Annotated in this window: 13 protein-coding genes; 7 read left to right on the top strand and 6 right to left on the bottom strand. The window is 60.5% G+C overall.

Going from position 1 to position 13,418, the window contains the following annotated elements:
* Window positions 1-226: 226 nt before the first annotated feature.
* Together LG371_RS07655 and LG371_RS07650 are read right to left on the bottom strand one after the other, a co-directional pair.
* Entirely contained in the window at window positions 227-982 is a 756-nt protein-coding gene (locus LG371_RS07655; RefSeq protein WP_067593852.1) for a TatD family hydrolase, read from the bottom strand.
* Window positions 892-1,650 (bottom strand): hypothetical protein, encoded by a 759-nt coding sequence (locus LG371_RS07650; RefSeq protein ID WP_225748194.1) that lies wholly within the window; start codon window positions 1,648-1,650, stop codon window positions 892-894. Before LG371_RS07650 ends, LG371_RS07655 begins: the two co-directional genes overlap by 91 nt.
* 423 nt (window positions 1,651-2,073) lie before the next feature.
* Here LG371_RS07650 and LG371_RS07645 point away from each other — a divergent pair, with 423 nt between their 5' ends.
* The 3 genes from LG371_RS07645 (at window position 2,074) to LG371_RS07635 (ending at window position 6,150) form a co-directional block, all read left to right on the top strand.
* Entirely contained in the window at window positions 2,074-4,536 is a 2,463-nt protein-coding gene (locus tag LG371_RS07645; RefSeq protein ID WP_225748193.1) for a heavy metal translocating P-type ATPase, read from the top strand.
* A gap of 102 nt (window positions 4,537-4,638) precedes the next feature.
* Window positions 4,639-5,379, top strand: a complete 741-nt coding sequence (locus LG371_RS07640) for a tetratricopeptide repeat protein (protein ID WP_225748192.1) — start codon at window positions 4,639-4,641, stop codon at window positions 5,377-5,379.
* Between the two features lie 126 nt (window positions 5,380-5,505).
* The gene (locus LG371_RS07635) at window positions 5,506-6,150 is read left to right on the top strand and encodes an NAD(P)H-hydrate epimerase (protein ID WP_225748191.1); all 645 of its coding nucleotides are present in this window, start codon (window positions 5,506-5,508) and stop codon (window positions 6,148-6,150) included.
* 99 nt (window positions 6,151-6,249) lie between these two features.
* On the opposite strand, the gene LG371_RS07630 is transcribed toward LG371_RS07635, so the two are convergent.
* A complete protein-coding gene (locus LG371_RS07630; RefSeq protein WP_225748190.1) occupies window positions 6,250-7,539 on the bottom strand; it encodes a PA14 domain-containing protein in 1,290 nt (429 codons plus the stop codon).
* A gap of 136 nt (window positions 7,540-7,675) precedes the next feature.
* Between LG371_RS07630 and LG371_RS07625 the strand changes: the two genes are divergently transcribed.
* Window positions 7,676-8,152 carry a histidine phosphatase family protein gene (locus tag LG371_RS07625; RefSeq protein WP_225748189.1) on the top strand — a complete coding sequence of 159 codons (477 nt, stop codon included), beginning with the start codon at window positions 7,676-7,678 and terminating at the stop codon, window positions 8,150-8,152.
* A 66-nt stretch (window positions 8,153-8,218) separates the two neighbouring features.
* Window positions 8,219-8,593, top strand: a complete 375-nt coding sequence (locus LG371_RS07620; protein WP_067593831.1) for a YkvA family protein — start codon at window positions 8,219-8,221, stop codon at window positions 8,591-8,593.
* A 148-nt stretch (window positions 8,594-8,741) separates the two neighbouring features.
* Here the strand turns inward: LG371_RS07620 and LG371_RS07615 are convergent, their stop codons facing one another.
* A complete protein-coding gene (locus LG371_RS07615; protein ID WP_067593828.1) occupies window positions 8,742-9,422 on the bottom strand; it encodes an MOSC domain-containing protein in 681 nt (226 codons plus the stop codon).
* A 256-nt stretch (window positions 9,423-9,678) separates the two neighbouring features.
* Here LG371_RS07615 and LG371_RS07610 point away from each other — a divergent pair, with 256 nt between their 5' ends.
* On the top strand, window positions 9,679-10,125 hold the full coding sequence (locus tag LG371_RS07610; protein ID WP_067593825.1) for an RpiB/LacA/LacB family sugar-phosphate isomerase: 447 nt from the start codon (window positions 9,679-9,681) through the stop codon (window positions 10,123-10,125).
* A 187-nt stretch (window positions 10,126-10,312) separates the two neighbouring features.
* Here LG371_RS07610 and LG371_RS07605 read toward each other — a convergent pair whose 3' ends face one another.
* Window positions 10,313-11,059: a hypothetical protein gene (locus LG371_RS07605; RefSeq protein ID WP_225748188.1), complete on the bottom strand. Its 747-nt coding sequence runs from the start codon at window positions 11,057-11,059 to the stop codon at window positions 10,313-10,315.
* Between the two features lie 235 nt (window positions 11,060-11,294).
* Complete coding sequence (locus LG371_RS07600; RefSeq protein ID WP_225748187.1) at window positions 11,295-12,200, bottom strand: LysR family transcriptional regulator; 906 nt, start codon at window positions 12,198-12,200, stop codon at window positions 11,295-11,297.
* Window positions 12,201-12,327: 127 nt separating this feature from the next.
* Between LG371_RS07600 and LG371_RS07595 the strand changes: the two genes are divergently transcribed.
* Window positions 12,328-13,323: a zinc-dependent alcohol dehydrogenase family protein gene (locus tag LG371_RS07595; RefSeq protein WP_225748186.1), complete on the top strand. Its 996-nt coding sequence runs from the start codon at window positions 12,328-12,330 to the stop codon at window positions 13,321-13,323.
* Window positions 13,324-13,418 lie beyond the last annotated feature (95 nt).

Genomic DNA, 13,418 nt, shown 5'->3' with positions numbered 1-13,418 from the left:
CCCGCGCAGAAACGGATAATCATTATGAAAAGCCGCCTGCGTGCGCGGCATTCTACCCCATTTGCCCTGTTTTCGGTAGGACGGTGCAAGTGAATGAATCGGCTTGGGAAGCAGGTGCCGCGCTTCGGATAATAATGAAACAATTGGGGAAACAACAGATTGGGCAGGCATGGCTGCACATCATGCGGCAAACGGCGCAGAAATCTATTCGCGGGTTGCTGCCGATTCAGAATGCCAACAAACGGCCGATATTGCGCTCGGTGGCGGCGGCCACTTTCTGCCAGGCGATGCCGCGCAATGCGGCCACGGTTTCGGCCACGCGCCGCACGTTGGCAGGGGTGTTTTCCGCTTCGCCGGCGGGGAGCATAAAGGGGCTGTCGGTTTCCAGCGCCAGGTGTTCCAGCGGCAGCTCTGCGGCGGCGGTGCGCACTTTGCGGGCGTTCGGGTTGAGCGCCAGTGTGCCGATGCCGATGAGCAGGCCGTAGCCGATGAGGGCGCGGGCTTCTTCGAGGCTACCTGAAAAACCGTGGGCGATGCCGCCGCAGCGGAAGGCGGTTTGCTTGAGTGCGGCCACGGTATCGGCGGCGGCGCGCACGTGGTGCAGGATGACAGGGCGGCGGTATTGCCGGGCGAGGTCGAGCTGGGCGAGCAGGGCGGTTTGCTGCGCGGGGCGGGTTTGCTTGCGTTCGCCGTGGTAATCCAGCCCGATTTCGCCCACCAGCAGCTTGGGGCGGGCTTGCAGCAGGGCGGCGGTTTGCGCGAGCAGCTCGGGGGAGAATTGCCCGGCAAACCAGGGGTGCAGGCCGACTGCGCCGTAGCATTCGGGCGGTTGGTGCAGGCGGCAGACGGCCTCGAAATCGCCTGCCTGTGCGGCGGGCACGATAAAGCGGGTTACGCCTTGGGTGCGGGCGGTGCTGAGGATTTCAGGCAGCCTGCGGGCGAGGGCGGGGTCGGCGAGGTGGCAGTGGCTGTCGGTGAGCATGGCGGGGAGTATAGCGCAAAAGGGGGAGGTTTTTGGTTTTGCGGAAACTGGGGGATTGGTTTGCTCAAGTTTTTCGGTAGCCTCCAGCGGGCAGAGGGGCTACCTGAATTTTGTAAAACATCAGCATAGATATACCTTGGAAAGCTAAGATTAGAATAAAGAAGAAATTTCTCAATATATTTCTCTCGTTTTGACTCACTCTCCACCGCCGCATCCTCCCACATCTGGTCTTTCAGCGGATTGTAGAAGCTGTCTTGATATTTCTCGTCATCCCCGCGCACTTTCAGCAGCAGGATGCCGTCCACATTCTCTGCGGTGCGGTAGATCTTCTCGCCGGCGTTTCGGCACAGTTGGTCGAAGCGGGCTTTGGCGGGCTCGTAGTATTGCTTGCGCCATGCCGCCCGTTCGGCTCGGGCCTGTTGCAATGCCCGCTGCCGCTGCTCATCCTGCTCTTTCTGCTGAAAATACGGGATAACGAAAAACACCACCGCAACAAGCAGCCCGGGAATGGGCATCAGCCAAATCTGCTTCTTTACCCATTGCGGTTTGAGGTAGTAAAACAGCCAAGAGGCGGCAATCGCCATCACGATGGCAAACACGATGCCGAGAATTTCCAATACATTGAATAGGGAGTAGAGGAATCGGCCGAGATCGCGTGAGGTGAACATGGGGTATGGTGTCCTTTAAGTAATTTGGCTGTGTTTTAAATTGGGTGACTTGTGAGGCTACCTGAAAAGATTTCAGTATGTTTGGAAAGGCGCTTTCTGATTGCAAACCTTGTTGTTATGCGTGGTGTTCGTTTTGATTTCGCTAAGTGTCATTTTTCAGGTAGCCTTTTGGCGTGTCTCCGTCTCTCTCAAAGGCTACCTGAAAAAATTTCGGCGGCAGGCTATATGGTACAGGGTTTTCGGTTTTAGCTTTGCAGAAACTCGCTTCGCCCGTTTTAACTGCGTTGAAGCTCACGCTTTCAGGTAGCCTCTGCTCCGGGGCTTGGGGCTACCTGAAAAAAGGCCGCGCTGTGTTTGAACTGCCTTGGAGCTTCGCTTTCAGGTAGCCTATAATCCGCGCCATTCTATAAGCGAACACACACCATGAGCCACACCGAACCCCAAGTCAACACCTGTTTCCACTGCGGCCTGCCCGTGCCTGATGGGCTGGATATGCCGATTGAGTTTGAAGGCGCCGTCCATCCGGCCTGCTGCGCGGGCTGCCAGGCGGTGGCGCAGAGCATCATTGCCGCCGGGCTGGGCAGCTACTACCACCGCCGCACGGCCGAGGCGGAACGGGCGGTGCTGCCGCCGCCGGAAGTGCTGGAGCAGCTCAAGCTGTACGACCTGCCGGATGTGCAGGCGGAGTTTGTGGAAGTGAAGGAGGGGAACGAGCGCGAGGCGGTGCTGATGCTGGGCGGGGTAACCTGCGCGGCCTGCGTGTGGCTGATTGAGCAGCAGCTTTTGCGGCTCCCGGGCGTGCTGCGCGCGGAAATCAACTACAGCACGCTGCGCGCGCGGGTGGCTTGGGATAATTCGCAAGCGGCGCTGTCGGATATTCTGCTGCGCGTGCGCCAGAGCGGCTACGAGGCCTCGCCTTATGATGCGGAACGCATGGAAACGCAGGCGGCGGCGGAGCGCAAGCAGGCGCTCACGCGCTTGTGGGTGGCGGGGCTGGCGATGATGCAGGTGATGATGTATGTGGTGCCCACTTATCTTTATGCGGGCGAAATCGAGCCGCGCTTTTTGTGGATGCTGCATTGGGCGAGCATGCTGCTCACGCTGCCGGTGTTGTTTTATTCGGCGGTGCCGTTTTTCAAAGGGGCGTGGCGCGATTGGAAAAACCGCCGCGCGGGCATGGATACGCCGGTGGCGGTTTCGATTGCGGCGGCGTTTGCGGCCAGCCTGCTGGCGCTGTTGCAGGGGCGGGAAGACGGGATTTATTTCGATTCGGTGTCGATGTTTGTGTTCCTACTGTTGGGCGGGCGCTATTTGGAGCAGTTGGCGCGGCGCAAGGCGGGCGATGCTTCGGAGCGGCTGGTGAAGCTGGTGCCGGCGTTTTGCCACCGGCTGCCGGATTATCCGGACACGGCGCGCGCGGAAGAGGCGGTGGTGGCCAAGCTGGCGGCGGGCGAAGTGCTGCTGGTGAAGCCGGGCGAGGTGGTGCCGACCGACGGCGTGGTGCTGGAAGGCGAGAGCGAGCTGAACGAGGCCATGCTCAGCGGCGAGAGTTTGCCCGTGCCCAAAGCGGCGGACGATGCGGTTACCGCGGGCACGCTCAACGGCGGCAGCCCGCTTGTTATCCGCGTGGAGCAGGCGGGCAGCCAAACGCGGCTGTCGCACATTGTGCGCCTGCTGGATAGGGCGCTGGCGGAAAAGCCGCGCATGGTGGAGCTGGCCGACCGCTATGCGGCTTGGTTTGTGGGCGCGCTGCTGCTGCTGAGCGCATTGGTGTTTGCCGGCTGGGCCTGGTATGCCGATGCGCAAACCGCGCTGTGGATTACCGTGTCGCTCTTGGTGGCCACCTGCCCGTGCGCCTTGTCGCTGGCCACGCCGGCGGCTTTGGCGGCCTCCACCGGCCATCTGGCGGGCGAGGGCGTGCTCATCAGCCGCGGGCACAGCCTGGAAACCCTGGCGCGGGTGGACACCGTGGTGCTGGACAAAACCGGTACGCTCACCACCGGCTGCCTTTCCGTGTGCGCCATCCGCACTGCCGAGGGCGTGAGCCGGGATTTGGCCGTGGCGCTGGCGCAGCTTTTGGAGCGGCAGAGCGAACACCCCGCCGCCCGCGCCATTGCCGCGCTCCCGCCCAGTCCCATCAGGCTGGAAGCGGAAAACTATGTGAACCGCGCCGGGCACGGCATCGGCGCGCAAGTGCGGCGGGATGGGCAGTTGGCGCAATGGCGCATCGGCCGTTTGGATTATGTGGCCGAGCTTTCGGGCAGGCTACCTGAAAACTTGCAGGCGGAGCACGCGGGTGGCGCGGTGTATTTGGGCAGTCATGAAGGCTTTGCCGCCGTGTTTCTGCTGCAAGACCAAGCCAAGCCGGAAGTGCCCGCCATGTTGGCGGAATGGAAACGGCAGGGCTTGAGCCTGCACCTGCTCAGCGGCGACAGGCAGGCGGCGGCCAATGCCGTGGCGGCCGGTTTGCCGCTGGATGCGGTGCGCGCTGAAGCCACGCCGGAAGACAAGCTGGCCTATGTGCAGGATTTGCAGGCGAAAGGGCACAAAGTGCTGATGGTGGGCGACGGCATCAACGACGCGCCGGTGCTGGCGCAGGCGGATGTGTCGGTGGCGGTGGCCGAAGGCGCGGACGTGGCGCGCGAAGGGGCGGACGTGCTGCTGCTCAACGGCAATATGCGCACGTTGCCCTACCTCACCGCCCAAGCCCGGCGCACCGCGTGGATTGTGCGCGAAAACCTGTGGTGGGCGGCGGGCTACAACCTGATTATGGTGCCGCTGGCGGCGGCCGGTTTCGTTACCCCTTGGCTGGCGGCGCTGGGGATGAGCCTGAGCTCGCTCCTGGTGTCGGCCAACGCCTTGCGCCTGCTGCGGCGGGCAAAATAAAGGCTACCTGAAAGCGTGAGCTTCAACGCAGTTAAAACGGGATGCAGGATTTTCAGGTAGCCTTTGGCAGATTGTTTAACCCAAACAGAGAATGGAAACATCATGAAAAACTATCTAACAGCCGTATTGCTTGCCGTATATTCCGCTGCCGCCCTGGCAGTGCCCTATCCGCCGCTGAACCCGGAAAGCTTGGTGAGCGGCAGCCCCGAACACCCGCCCATCACCGTAAACCTGCCCGCCTTGCGGCACGCGTTTGACAACCTCGCCGTCCACGCGGGAAGCTACCCCATACACTTCGACAACGACGCCGACCGCCGCCGCGCCATCGCCGATTTGCGCCCCATCGGCGTGCTGCTCGACAGCCTCATCGAAAACAATACCCCGCGCCCAGGCACCGTGCCCCACAGCGACTACCTCTCCCTCCTGCAAATGCGCGCCCGCCTCAATTGGATGGGGCACAACCTCGACCAGCCCGGCTATGCCTACCGCGCCGAAGCCGACTACAACCGGCTGCTCACCCTCGCCCCCGCCGCCGCCAAACCCGCCATCCAAGGCGAATTCGGCGCCTTCTTCGCCTCCAGCGCCCGCACGGAACGCGCCATCCCCCTGCTGCGCGCCGCCTATCAGGCCGGGCATAAAGAACGCGGCCTCGATTTGGCCACCGCCCTCTTGACGCAAAACAAACGCAGCGAAGCCCTGCCCCTGCTGCGCGAATACGCCCGCCGCTTCCCGCAAGACCCAAGAGGGCAAGCCATCCTCAACGCCGTAGAACACGGCAGCGTGGAAACGCACACATCATACCCCAGCCGCCTGCGCCGCCAGCCCAAACAGCACGCGCGTTAAGCCGCACATAAAACACAGGCTACCTGAAAACGAGCTTCGCGAATTTCTGCGCAGCTAAAATTTTCAGGTAGCCTCTTGCCCGAGAAGGGCATAGAATTTCGCCAAACCCACCACAGGAGAAGCGCTATGACCCTGCCCGCCGATGCCAAAATCTACACCGCCGCCCAAATGCGCGAACGCGAACAGGCCGCCGTGGCGGCCGGCAGCAGTTTTTTGCAGCTGATGGAAAACGCCGGCCAGGCCGCGGCGGCTGATTTGCTGCGCCGCCTGCCCGAGCCCGGCCGCGCGCTTTTGGTGTGCGGCAAGGGCAACAACGGCGGCGACGCGCTGGTGATCGCCCGCGTGTTGCAGCAGCGCGGCTGGCAGGCGGATATCGTGCTGTTGCTGGGCGAGGCGCTGTCTGAATTGGCCGAAACCAACCGCCGCCGCCTTCATGGCTTGGCGGGCATCCGCTTCCTGCCGCCGCAAGCCTTGCCTGCCGCGCTGGGGCAGGGTTACGATTTGATTATAGACGGCATTTTCGGCACCGGTTTTTCAGGTAGCCTGCCGCCACAGGCCGCCGAGTGCTGCCGCCTGCTCAACCAAACCGCCGCTTATAAAGTGGCGCTCGACATCCCCACCGGCCTCAACGGCGACACCGCCGAAGCCACCGCCGACACCTTCCACGCCAATCTCACCTACGCCTTCGCCGCCTACAAACCGGCGCACGCCAGCCCCGCCGCGCAGCAGTGGTGCGGCGAGATAGTGTGCTTGGATATCGGGATCGATTAGGTGGAATGCAGGAAGGCTACCTGAAAAGCAATCGGCAAAGCTTATCGGCCTTAGTGATAGCATGGCGAAAGGCTACCTGAAAAATTCAGGTAGCCTTTTTTAGGGCGCATACATGCGGATGGGCTGATTGGATTCGGATTGGCGGCTGTTTGGGCTGGATAGGCAGGCGCGGCGGGCTTTGGCCAGCTCCTGCTGCCGCTGGTCGCTGGCGGCCAAGGCGGTTGGGTTGATAATGGTTTGGGGGATGGGGAGCAGGGAGGCGTTGTGCTGGGTACTCACGCCGCGCAAGGGCAGGCCGGTGCGGCGCTGGATGATTTCGGTGAAATCGCGCAGGTCGGAAGAGCGGTTTCCGCAGTAGAGACCGCCAGTGGGCATGCAATGACAGGTCGGCGGCCTGGTGTCGGTAAGGTTGTCGGGCACATGGCCGCTCCAGGCGATTTGTGGCACGTTGCCATCGGTGTGCACGCTGCTGCCTTGCCGGCTGCCGGTGTGCACCACCAGTTGCGGCTGCCGCCCGTGCACTTCCCAGCGCACGGCTTTGTGGCTGGAGAGGATGAGCACATAGGGCGTGCTGTTGCGCGGGCCTTGCAGGATGATGCGGTTGTCGCGGCTGGTGCTGCTGGATACGCCGATGGCATAGGCCACGGTGCCGGCGGGCAGACGCTGCGCGGCGATGGCGGCTGCCAGGGCATCGTCGTCTATTTCTTTCACGGCGGGGGCAACGGTGAGCTGGAAGCCGGTGGTGTGCCAGCGGTTGGCGTATTCCACTTCCAGCAGGTAGTCGCCGGGCTCGAGCAGGATGGTGGTGTCGCTGCTTTGGTCGCCTGCCTGCATAACCAAATGCCGGTTGAGCAATACGCGCAGTTCGGCATGGCTGAGGTTGGTGGCAATGCGGTATTTGCCGCGCTGCGGAATGTGCAGCCGGCCTGCCCAATAGGCGCCGAAAGTGGGCGAGGGAATGCCGTGGAATTCATTATAGGCATAATTGATGGCGATGCTGCTCACCGTTTCGCGGGCCACGACCCGGTTGGGGAAATTGGTGTTGAAATACCAGGCGGAATAACCTTGCGGCGGGATAGCGCGCTGGGGGTTGAATTTGTCGCCCCAGGTGGGGGAAACGATGGGGTAGGTGAGCAGCGTGCTTTCGGCCTGCGGCGGGGCAGACGGCCTAGTTTCTTCGCGCGGCTCGGCGGGAAGGGTTCGCGGTGGCGTGTAAGCCGCTTCGGAAACAACAATCGGCGGGATGGTTTCCTGCTCTAGTTGTTTCCCGACAGTATCGTTTGACGTGCGCAAATTCGGAAACAGAAACCACAAGCCGATGCCGACTGCGGCAAAAATCAGCATTGGCAGCAGGACTTGGAGGGCGGATGGCTTGCGGTTATCTGGCATAGTGCGGGAAGGCTACCTGAAAACGAGGTTCCCGAAGGAAGGCGAATTTCTGCGCGGCTAAAACCAGCTTTCAGGTAGCCTGAAAGGCTGGAAAAGCAGTAAGATGCGGATTATATCAAAGAACCGGAGTGCAAACATGAATCTTATTTTGTGGCGCCACGCCGAAGCGGAAGACGGCTCGCCCGATTTGGAACGCGAGCTCACTGCCAAAGGTTTGCAGCAGGCTGCCGCCAGCGCGGAATGGCTGCGCCCGTATTTAAACGGCCGCACCGAAGTGTGGGCGTCGCAGGCGCGGCGCAGCCGGCAAACCGCCGAGGCGCTCGGCCTGCCCTATGCCGTGAAGCCCGAGCTCAATCCGATTAATGATGTGGAAGCGCTGCCCGCGCTGATTGCCGCGCACAAAGGGGCGGATTATCTGATATTGGTGGGGCACCAGCCTTGGCTGGGGCAGCTTTGTAGCTATCTGCTCAACGGCGGCTGGCTGGCGGGCTCGTATTGGACGGTGAAGAAATCGGGCATTTGGTGGTTTGGCGTGAAAAGTGCGGCCGACGGGCGGCTCTATGCCAAGCTGAAGGCGGCAATGACGCCGCAGCTGCTGTTGCCCGATGATTAAGCCGACCGGCTTGAAACCTGCGCGAGCGTGCCCATTTGGGCGGCATCACCACGCAAGGAGTGTGCCATGAGAGAAGAGAATCCCACCCGCCCCGAAGATTTCGTGCCCGAATTCCGCCGGCGCCGTTTTGAGCCGGACGGCTTTTTGCTCAAGCTGCGCCGTTTCGCGCTGCGGCTGGGGCGGCCGGTGGTGGAGCAGCTGTATGCGCTGTATTTCCTGTTTCAGTCGCCCGCCGTGCCCAAACGCGCCAAGCTGATTATCGTGGGCGCGCTGGTGTATTTCGTGAGCCCCATCGACAGCATCCCCGACCTGCTCGGCCCCTTGGGCTTCAGCGACGACATCGCGGTAATCACGCTGGTGTATGCTCAGGTGAAGGATTATCTGACTGAGGAAATGAAAATCCGCGCACGGGCGGCAGCGGATAGGCTTGTGCGGAAATAGAGCGGGGAATTTTCAGGTAGCCTCTCATCGCTTGGAAGGCTACCTGAAAAATTGTGCAATAGAAGCAGGCTACCTGAAGATTTTGTTTTTCAGGTAGCCTTTTGCATCTGGGGCTACCTGAAAACTTGAGTGTCTGCGCCGCTTGATTTTAGCCGTAGAGCCGTCGCTGCCAATCTTCGCACACGCCCGTTTCCAGCCTGCGCTCAAACATCTGCCGCCACGATGCGGGCAGCGGCAGCGCCAACACTTCGCGCAGGGCGGTTTCATCGCAGCTACGGCTGTCGATAAGCGCCAGAATGCGCACCAGCGGCCAATCGGGGAAGGGGCGCGAGAGCAGGGCAACGCTGTCGCCGGCTTGGATGCCGCCCGTTTGCAGCACGCGCAGATACCAGCCGCAGCGCAGGTTGTGCTGCACCCGCTCGGCCATGTCGGCTATCTCGAAGCGTTCGTTCAGCTTCCAGCAGGGCTGCCGCCCCTGGCTCACTTCAAAGCGCGCCGTGCCGATTTGCCATTGGTCGCCGAGGCACACCTGCCATTCGTCGGTGCCTTCTATACACAGGTTTTCGCCGAAGCCGCCGGCGCGGAAATGCGGGTTGGCGGGGAACTGCCGCTGCCAGTAGGCGTAGTGGGCTTGGGCGTAGCAGTGCAGGGCTTTATCGGCGCCGCCGTGGTAGCGCGGGTCGCCCACGCCGTCGCCTTCGAGGCCGGTGGGGCCGACGGCGATGATGCCGGGCACGGGCTGTTTGTCGATGCCGCTCACTTGGTTGCGCGCAAAGGCTTTGGGCCGGCCGACGCGGATTTCGCGCACGGTGGCGATGATTTCGCTCATGGGGTGCTCCTTGCAGAGGGTTTGCCTGATTATATCGCTTTGCGGCAGCGGCAGAAGGCTATAGTGGATTAAAATTAAGAACGCTACTGCGTTGGCTCGCCTTGCCGTACTATCTGTACTGTCTGCGGCTCGCCGCCTTGTCCCATTCTTATTTTAATCCACTATATTTGGAAGCAATATGACCGGCGGCAAAGCTTGAAACGGCGGCGCGGCAGGGGCATACTCAGGTTTCCCATTGGATTACAAGGAGAAAACCATGCGACTGGTGATTGCCGCGCCGGCCAACGGCGTGGAACTGAAAAACGCGCTCAAGGCGCATTTGCAGGCCGATGCGCGCGTGCAGAGCCTGCTGGATTTGTCGGCGCCAGAGGGCACGTATCCGCAGCTTTCCTTTGCCGCCGCGCAGGAAGTGGCTGCCGGCCGCGCCGACCGCGCCATCCTGATTTGCGGCACGGGCGTGGGCACGGCGATTGCGGCCAACAAGGTGCGCGGCATCCGCGCGGCCACGGCGCACGACCTGCTCACGCTGCGCGGCTCGGTGGAAAACTACGACGCGCAGGTGCTGTGCATGGGGCAGAACGTGATTGCCGCGCCGGCGGCCTGGGCGCTGGTGGATATTTGGCTGGATTTGCGCCACGACACGGGCAGCAGCTATGCGCCGAAGGTGGGGGAGATTGCGGCGTTTGAGCGCGGGGAGGGTTGAGGCTTGAAGCTGTATTGGGCTTTGAGGAAAGTCGTTCTCTGGCGGAAATTTTCAGGTAGCCTTTGAGTGGGTTACCTGAAAACGGGATGGCTTATTTATCTAAACTAAGGCCGGAATATTTTCAGGTAGCCTGCTGTGCGGCAGAGGCTACCTGAAAATTTTTGCGCGGCTCGGGCTTAATGGCGGCTTAATCGGTGGCGGAACCCATGATGCCGGTGTAGCGGCCGTTGGCGGGGCTGTATACCGTCCAGAAGTAGGCGCCCCACCATTCGCGGCCGTCGTCGAAATAGTTGGAGCAGTCGGTATCCCATGCGTAGGCTTCGATGTTGCTCAGGCTGCCGAAGAGCTGGCGGCAGAATTGGAGGAAGTATTCGCCCACTTCGCGCGGGGAGTCGCCGAACTGGGGCGGGTAGGGCGGGTTGAGGAAGGCGTGGCAGAAGGCGCTGCCGGGCGGGTTGCGGGCGAGGGCGGGTTCGGCGCTGGTTTGGCTGTCGTGGTGGAAGTGCTGGCCGAAGTGGCGGCTTTGCTTGTTCCAATCGCGCACGATGAGGCGGCTTTGCGCGAGGTCGAGCTGGTTGCCGTAGAACTGCTCGGCGCTGATTTTCTGCCCCATGCTGCTTTGCAGGCTGAAATGTTGGCTGATTGGCAGGGGGCTTTGCTCGGGCAGCAGGTATTGCGCTTGCAGGCGCTTGAGGCGGCGGGCTGATTGTTCGTTGTGCTCGGCAATCACGGCGGCGAGGGTGTGCTGGGCGGTGGCGAGGTGGTATGCGCGGCGTTCGGTTTCGTTGGGTGCGGCGGTAGTGTAGGCGAATTGCTGGAAGTCGAGCACGCCGCCGAGTGCGTGGAAGCGGTTGATGGCGGCGCGGTGTTGGCGGTATTGCCATTCAGGCAGGCCGGCGTGGGGGATGGCTTCGAGGATGGATGTGGGGAACATGGGCGGGAGGAAGGCTTTAGGGCTGCGGAGGAGTGGATTGTCGCTTAAATGGCGGGCGGTGGCAAAGCGTGGGCGTGCGGGAGGCTACCTGAAAGCGTGAGCTTCAGCGCAGTTAAAACGGAGCTTTCGCAGGAAGCGGAGTTCTGCGAAGCTAAAATCTAATTGAATGTTTTTTCAGGTAGCCTGCTGCGGGATGGAGGCTACCTGAAAAACATTTGGTCGGATTGTTTGCGGTTTAGGCCGCGCCCAACCGTTCCAGCAAAAACCCCGCCAACGCGTCAATCTTCGCCGTGTTCCTGCTGTTTGGCGGGTAAACCAGATACACGCCGTCGGCTTCGTCGGTGGGCGTGGGCGTGATTTGCCAGTCGGTCAAGACGGTTTTCAGGCTGCCTTTTTGCAGGTGCGGCGACACCAGCCAGTCGGGCAGGTGGCTGATGCCCTGTCCGTCCAGCGTGGCGGCAAGCAGTATGGATGCGCTGTTGCCCGACAGGTTGCCGCGTATCGGGACGCTTTGGATTTTGCCGTCTCGGCGGAAAAACCATTTGGGCGCGTAGCCGCGATAGACATAGGGCAGGCAGTTGTGCCGCGTCAAATCCTGCGGGGTTTGCGGCTCGCCGTACAGGGCGAGATAGTCGGGCGAAGCAACCAAAATCCGCACCTGCGGGGCGATTTTACGCGCCACCAGCCGCGTGTCTTCCACCCGCCCCAGCCGCACCGCCAAATCCACAGGTTCGGCGAACAAATCGACAAAGTGGTCGGCGGCGTACAGTTCCAGCTCGATTTTGGGATAGCGGCGGGCGAAATCGGACAGCAGCGGGGCAAGTCTGCACGCGCCGTAATCGGTGGGAAAGGTGAGCCGGAGTTTGCCCGACGGCTCTAAAATTTCGTCTTTAAGCGACTGGTTGGCACGCGCCAAATCGTCCAAAACGGCACGGGTCTTTTCCAGATAAAGCTTGCCTGCGCGGGTCAGCGACAGCCTGCGGGTGGAACGGGCAAACAGCGGCAGCCCCAAATCCGCTTCCAGCCGGTCTATCTGGCGGGTTACGGACGAAACGGCAACGCCCAAGGCTTTGGCGGTAGCGGTAAAACTGCCTGTTTCGGCGGTGTGGTGGAAAATGGCGAGGGCGGAGAAGTAGTCCATAAATTATCCTTTGTTTCAGACGACCTTTTATTGCATAAAACGCAAAGCTGTTTCCAGTTTTCCCCATATTATCATTTAAATCAAAAAGAATATAATATCTCTACTTAATTTTTTGACAGGAGTATTCATGATGAGCCGCCAAATCCAATTTGACCGCGTCGGCAATGCCGATGTTTTAGAAATCCGCGATATTGCCGTTTCCGCACCGCAAGCAGGAGAAGTACAAATCCGTATGCACGCACTGGGATTGAATCGCGCCGAAATCATGTACCGTACAGGAAAATACGTTATCGATCCTGTTTTCCCTGCCAAACTCGGCTATGAAGGTGCAGGTGTCGTTACGGCAGTGGGTGCAGATGTAAAAGGTGTGTCCGTAGGCGACAAAGTGAGCATTATTCCGTCGTTTATGTTTACCGAATACGGGACTTATGCCGAAATTGCCAACCTGCCGGCGCACGCTGTCGTCAAACATCCCGAAAACTTGAGTTTTGAGCAGGCGGCGGCAAGCTGGATGATGTTCGTTACTGCTTACGGCGCGTTAATCGAACTGGGCAGCCTGAAAGCAGGTGAGGTCGTGGTGCTTGGTGCGGCAACCAGCAGCGTCGGTCTGGCAGCCATCCAAATTGCCAAAATGCAGGGTGCGACCGTGGTCGCATTGTCCCGTACTCATGCCAAAGGCGATGTGCTTTTGGAAAAAGGGGCGGATTTTGTGCTGGCGACCCAAGAAGACGATATTACTGCCCGCTTGAATGAAATCACGGGCGGCAAGGGTGTAAATTTGGTGTTCGACCCGGTCGGCGGCAAAGAAGCGGCGGATATTTTCAAAGCCATGGCGCATGACGGACGCTATTTCATTTACGGCGCATTAAGCCATGACGATATTGCCGTGCCGGTATTTGATATTCTCGCCAAACACCTGACCCTGCGCGGATATGAATTGTTTGAAATCACCACCATTCCTGAAAAACTGGCGCGTGCCAAAGAATATGTCGGCAAAGGATTGGCACAAGGCAGCCTGAAACCGGAAATTGACCGTATATTTGACTTTGCAGACATCCGCAAAGCACATGAATACATGGAAAGCAACGCGCAAATCGGGAAAGTGGTGGTATCCGTGCCGTAACAAATGCCTTTGTGCCGTTTGATAACGGAATAAAGGTCGTCTGAAACACAAAACTGTTTCCAGTTTTCCCCATATTATCATTTAAATCAAAAAGA

The sequence above is a fragment of the Eikenella sp. Marseille-P7795 genome (assembly GCF_916618725.1).
GTDB lineage: Bacteria > Pseudomonadota > Gammaproteobacteria > Burkholderiales > Neisseriaceae > Eikenella > Eikenella longinqua.
Note: the sequence above shows the minus strand (reverse complement) of the source record. Positions and strands in the feature narration are given on the sequence as shown.

What these genes read in the sequence shown, in the direction of transcription:
- LG371_RS07655 (WP_067593852.1), bottom strand. Translation starts at nt 982, where the DNA reads ATGCTCACCGACAGCCACTGCCACCTCGCCGACCCCGCCCTCGCCCGC.
- LG371_RS07650 (WP_225748194.1), bottom strand. Translation starts at nt 1,650, where the DNA reads ATGTTCACCTCACGCGATCTCGGCCGATTCCTCTACTCCCTATTCAAT.
- LG371_RS07645 (WP_225748193.1), top strand. Translation starts at nt 2,074, where the DNA reads ATGAGCCACACCGAACCCCAAGTCAACACCTGTTTCCACTGCGGCCTG.
- LG371_RS07640 (WP_225748192.1), top strand. Translation starts at nt 4,639, where the DNA reads ATGAAAAACTATCTAACAGCCGTATTGCTTGCCGTATATTCCGCTGCC.
- LG371_RS07635 (WP_225748191.1), top strand. Translation starts at nt 5,506, where the DNA reads ATGACCCTGCCCGCCGATGCCAAAATCTACACCGCCGCCCAAATGCGC.
- LG371_RS07630 (WP_225748190.1), bottom strand. Translation starts at nt 7,539, where the DNA reads ATGCCAGATAACCGCAAGCCATCCGCCCTCCAAGTCCTGCTGCCAATG.
- LG371_RS07625 (WP_225748189.1), top strand. Translation starts at nt 7,676, where the DNA reads ATGAATCTTATTTTGTGGCGCCACGCCGAAGCGGAAGACGGCTCGCCC.
- LG371_RS07620 (WP_067593831.1), top strand. Translation starts at nt 8,219, where the DNA reads ATGAGAGAAGAGAATCCCACCCGCCCCGAAGATTTCGTGCCCGAATTC.
- LG371_RS07615 (WP_067593828.1), bottom strand. Translation starts at nt 9,422, where the DNA reads ATGAGCGAAATCATCGCCACCGTGCGCGAAATCCGCGTCGGCCGGCCC.
- LG371_RS07610 (WP_067593825.1), top strand. Translation starts at nt 9,679, where the DNA reads ATGCGACTGGTGATTGCCGCGCCGGCCAACGGCGTGGAACTGAAAAAC.
- LG371_RS07605 (WP_225748188.1), bottom strand. Translation starts at nt 11,059, where the DNA reads ATGTTCCCCACATCCATCCTCGAAGCCATCCCCCACGCCGGCCTGCCT.
- LG371_RS07600 (WP_225748187.1), bottom strand. Translation starts at nt 12,200, where the DNA reads ATGGACTACTTCTCCGCCCTCGCCATTTTCCACCACACCGCCGAAACA.
- LG371_RS07595 (WP_225748186.1), top strand. Translation starts at nt 12,328, where the DNA reads ATGATGAGCCGCCAAATCCAATTTGACCGCGTCGGCAATGCCGATGTT.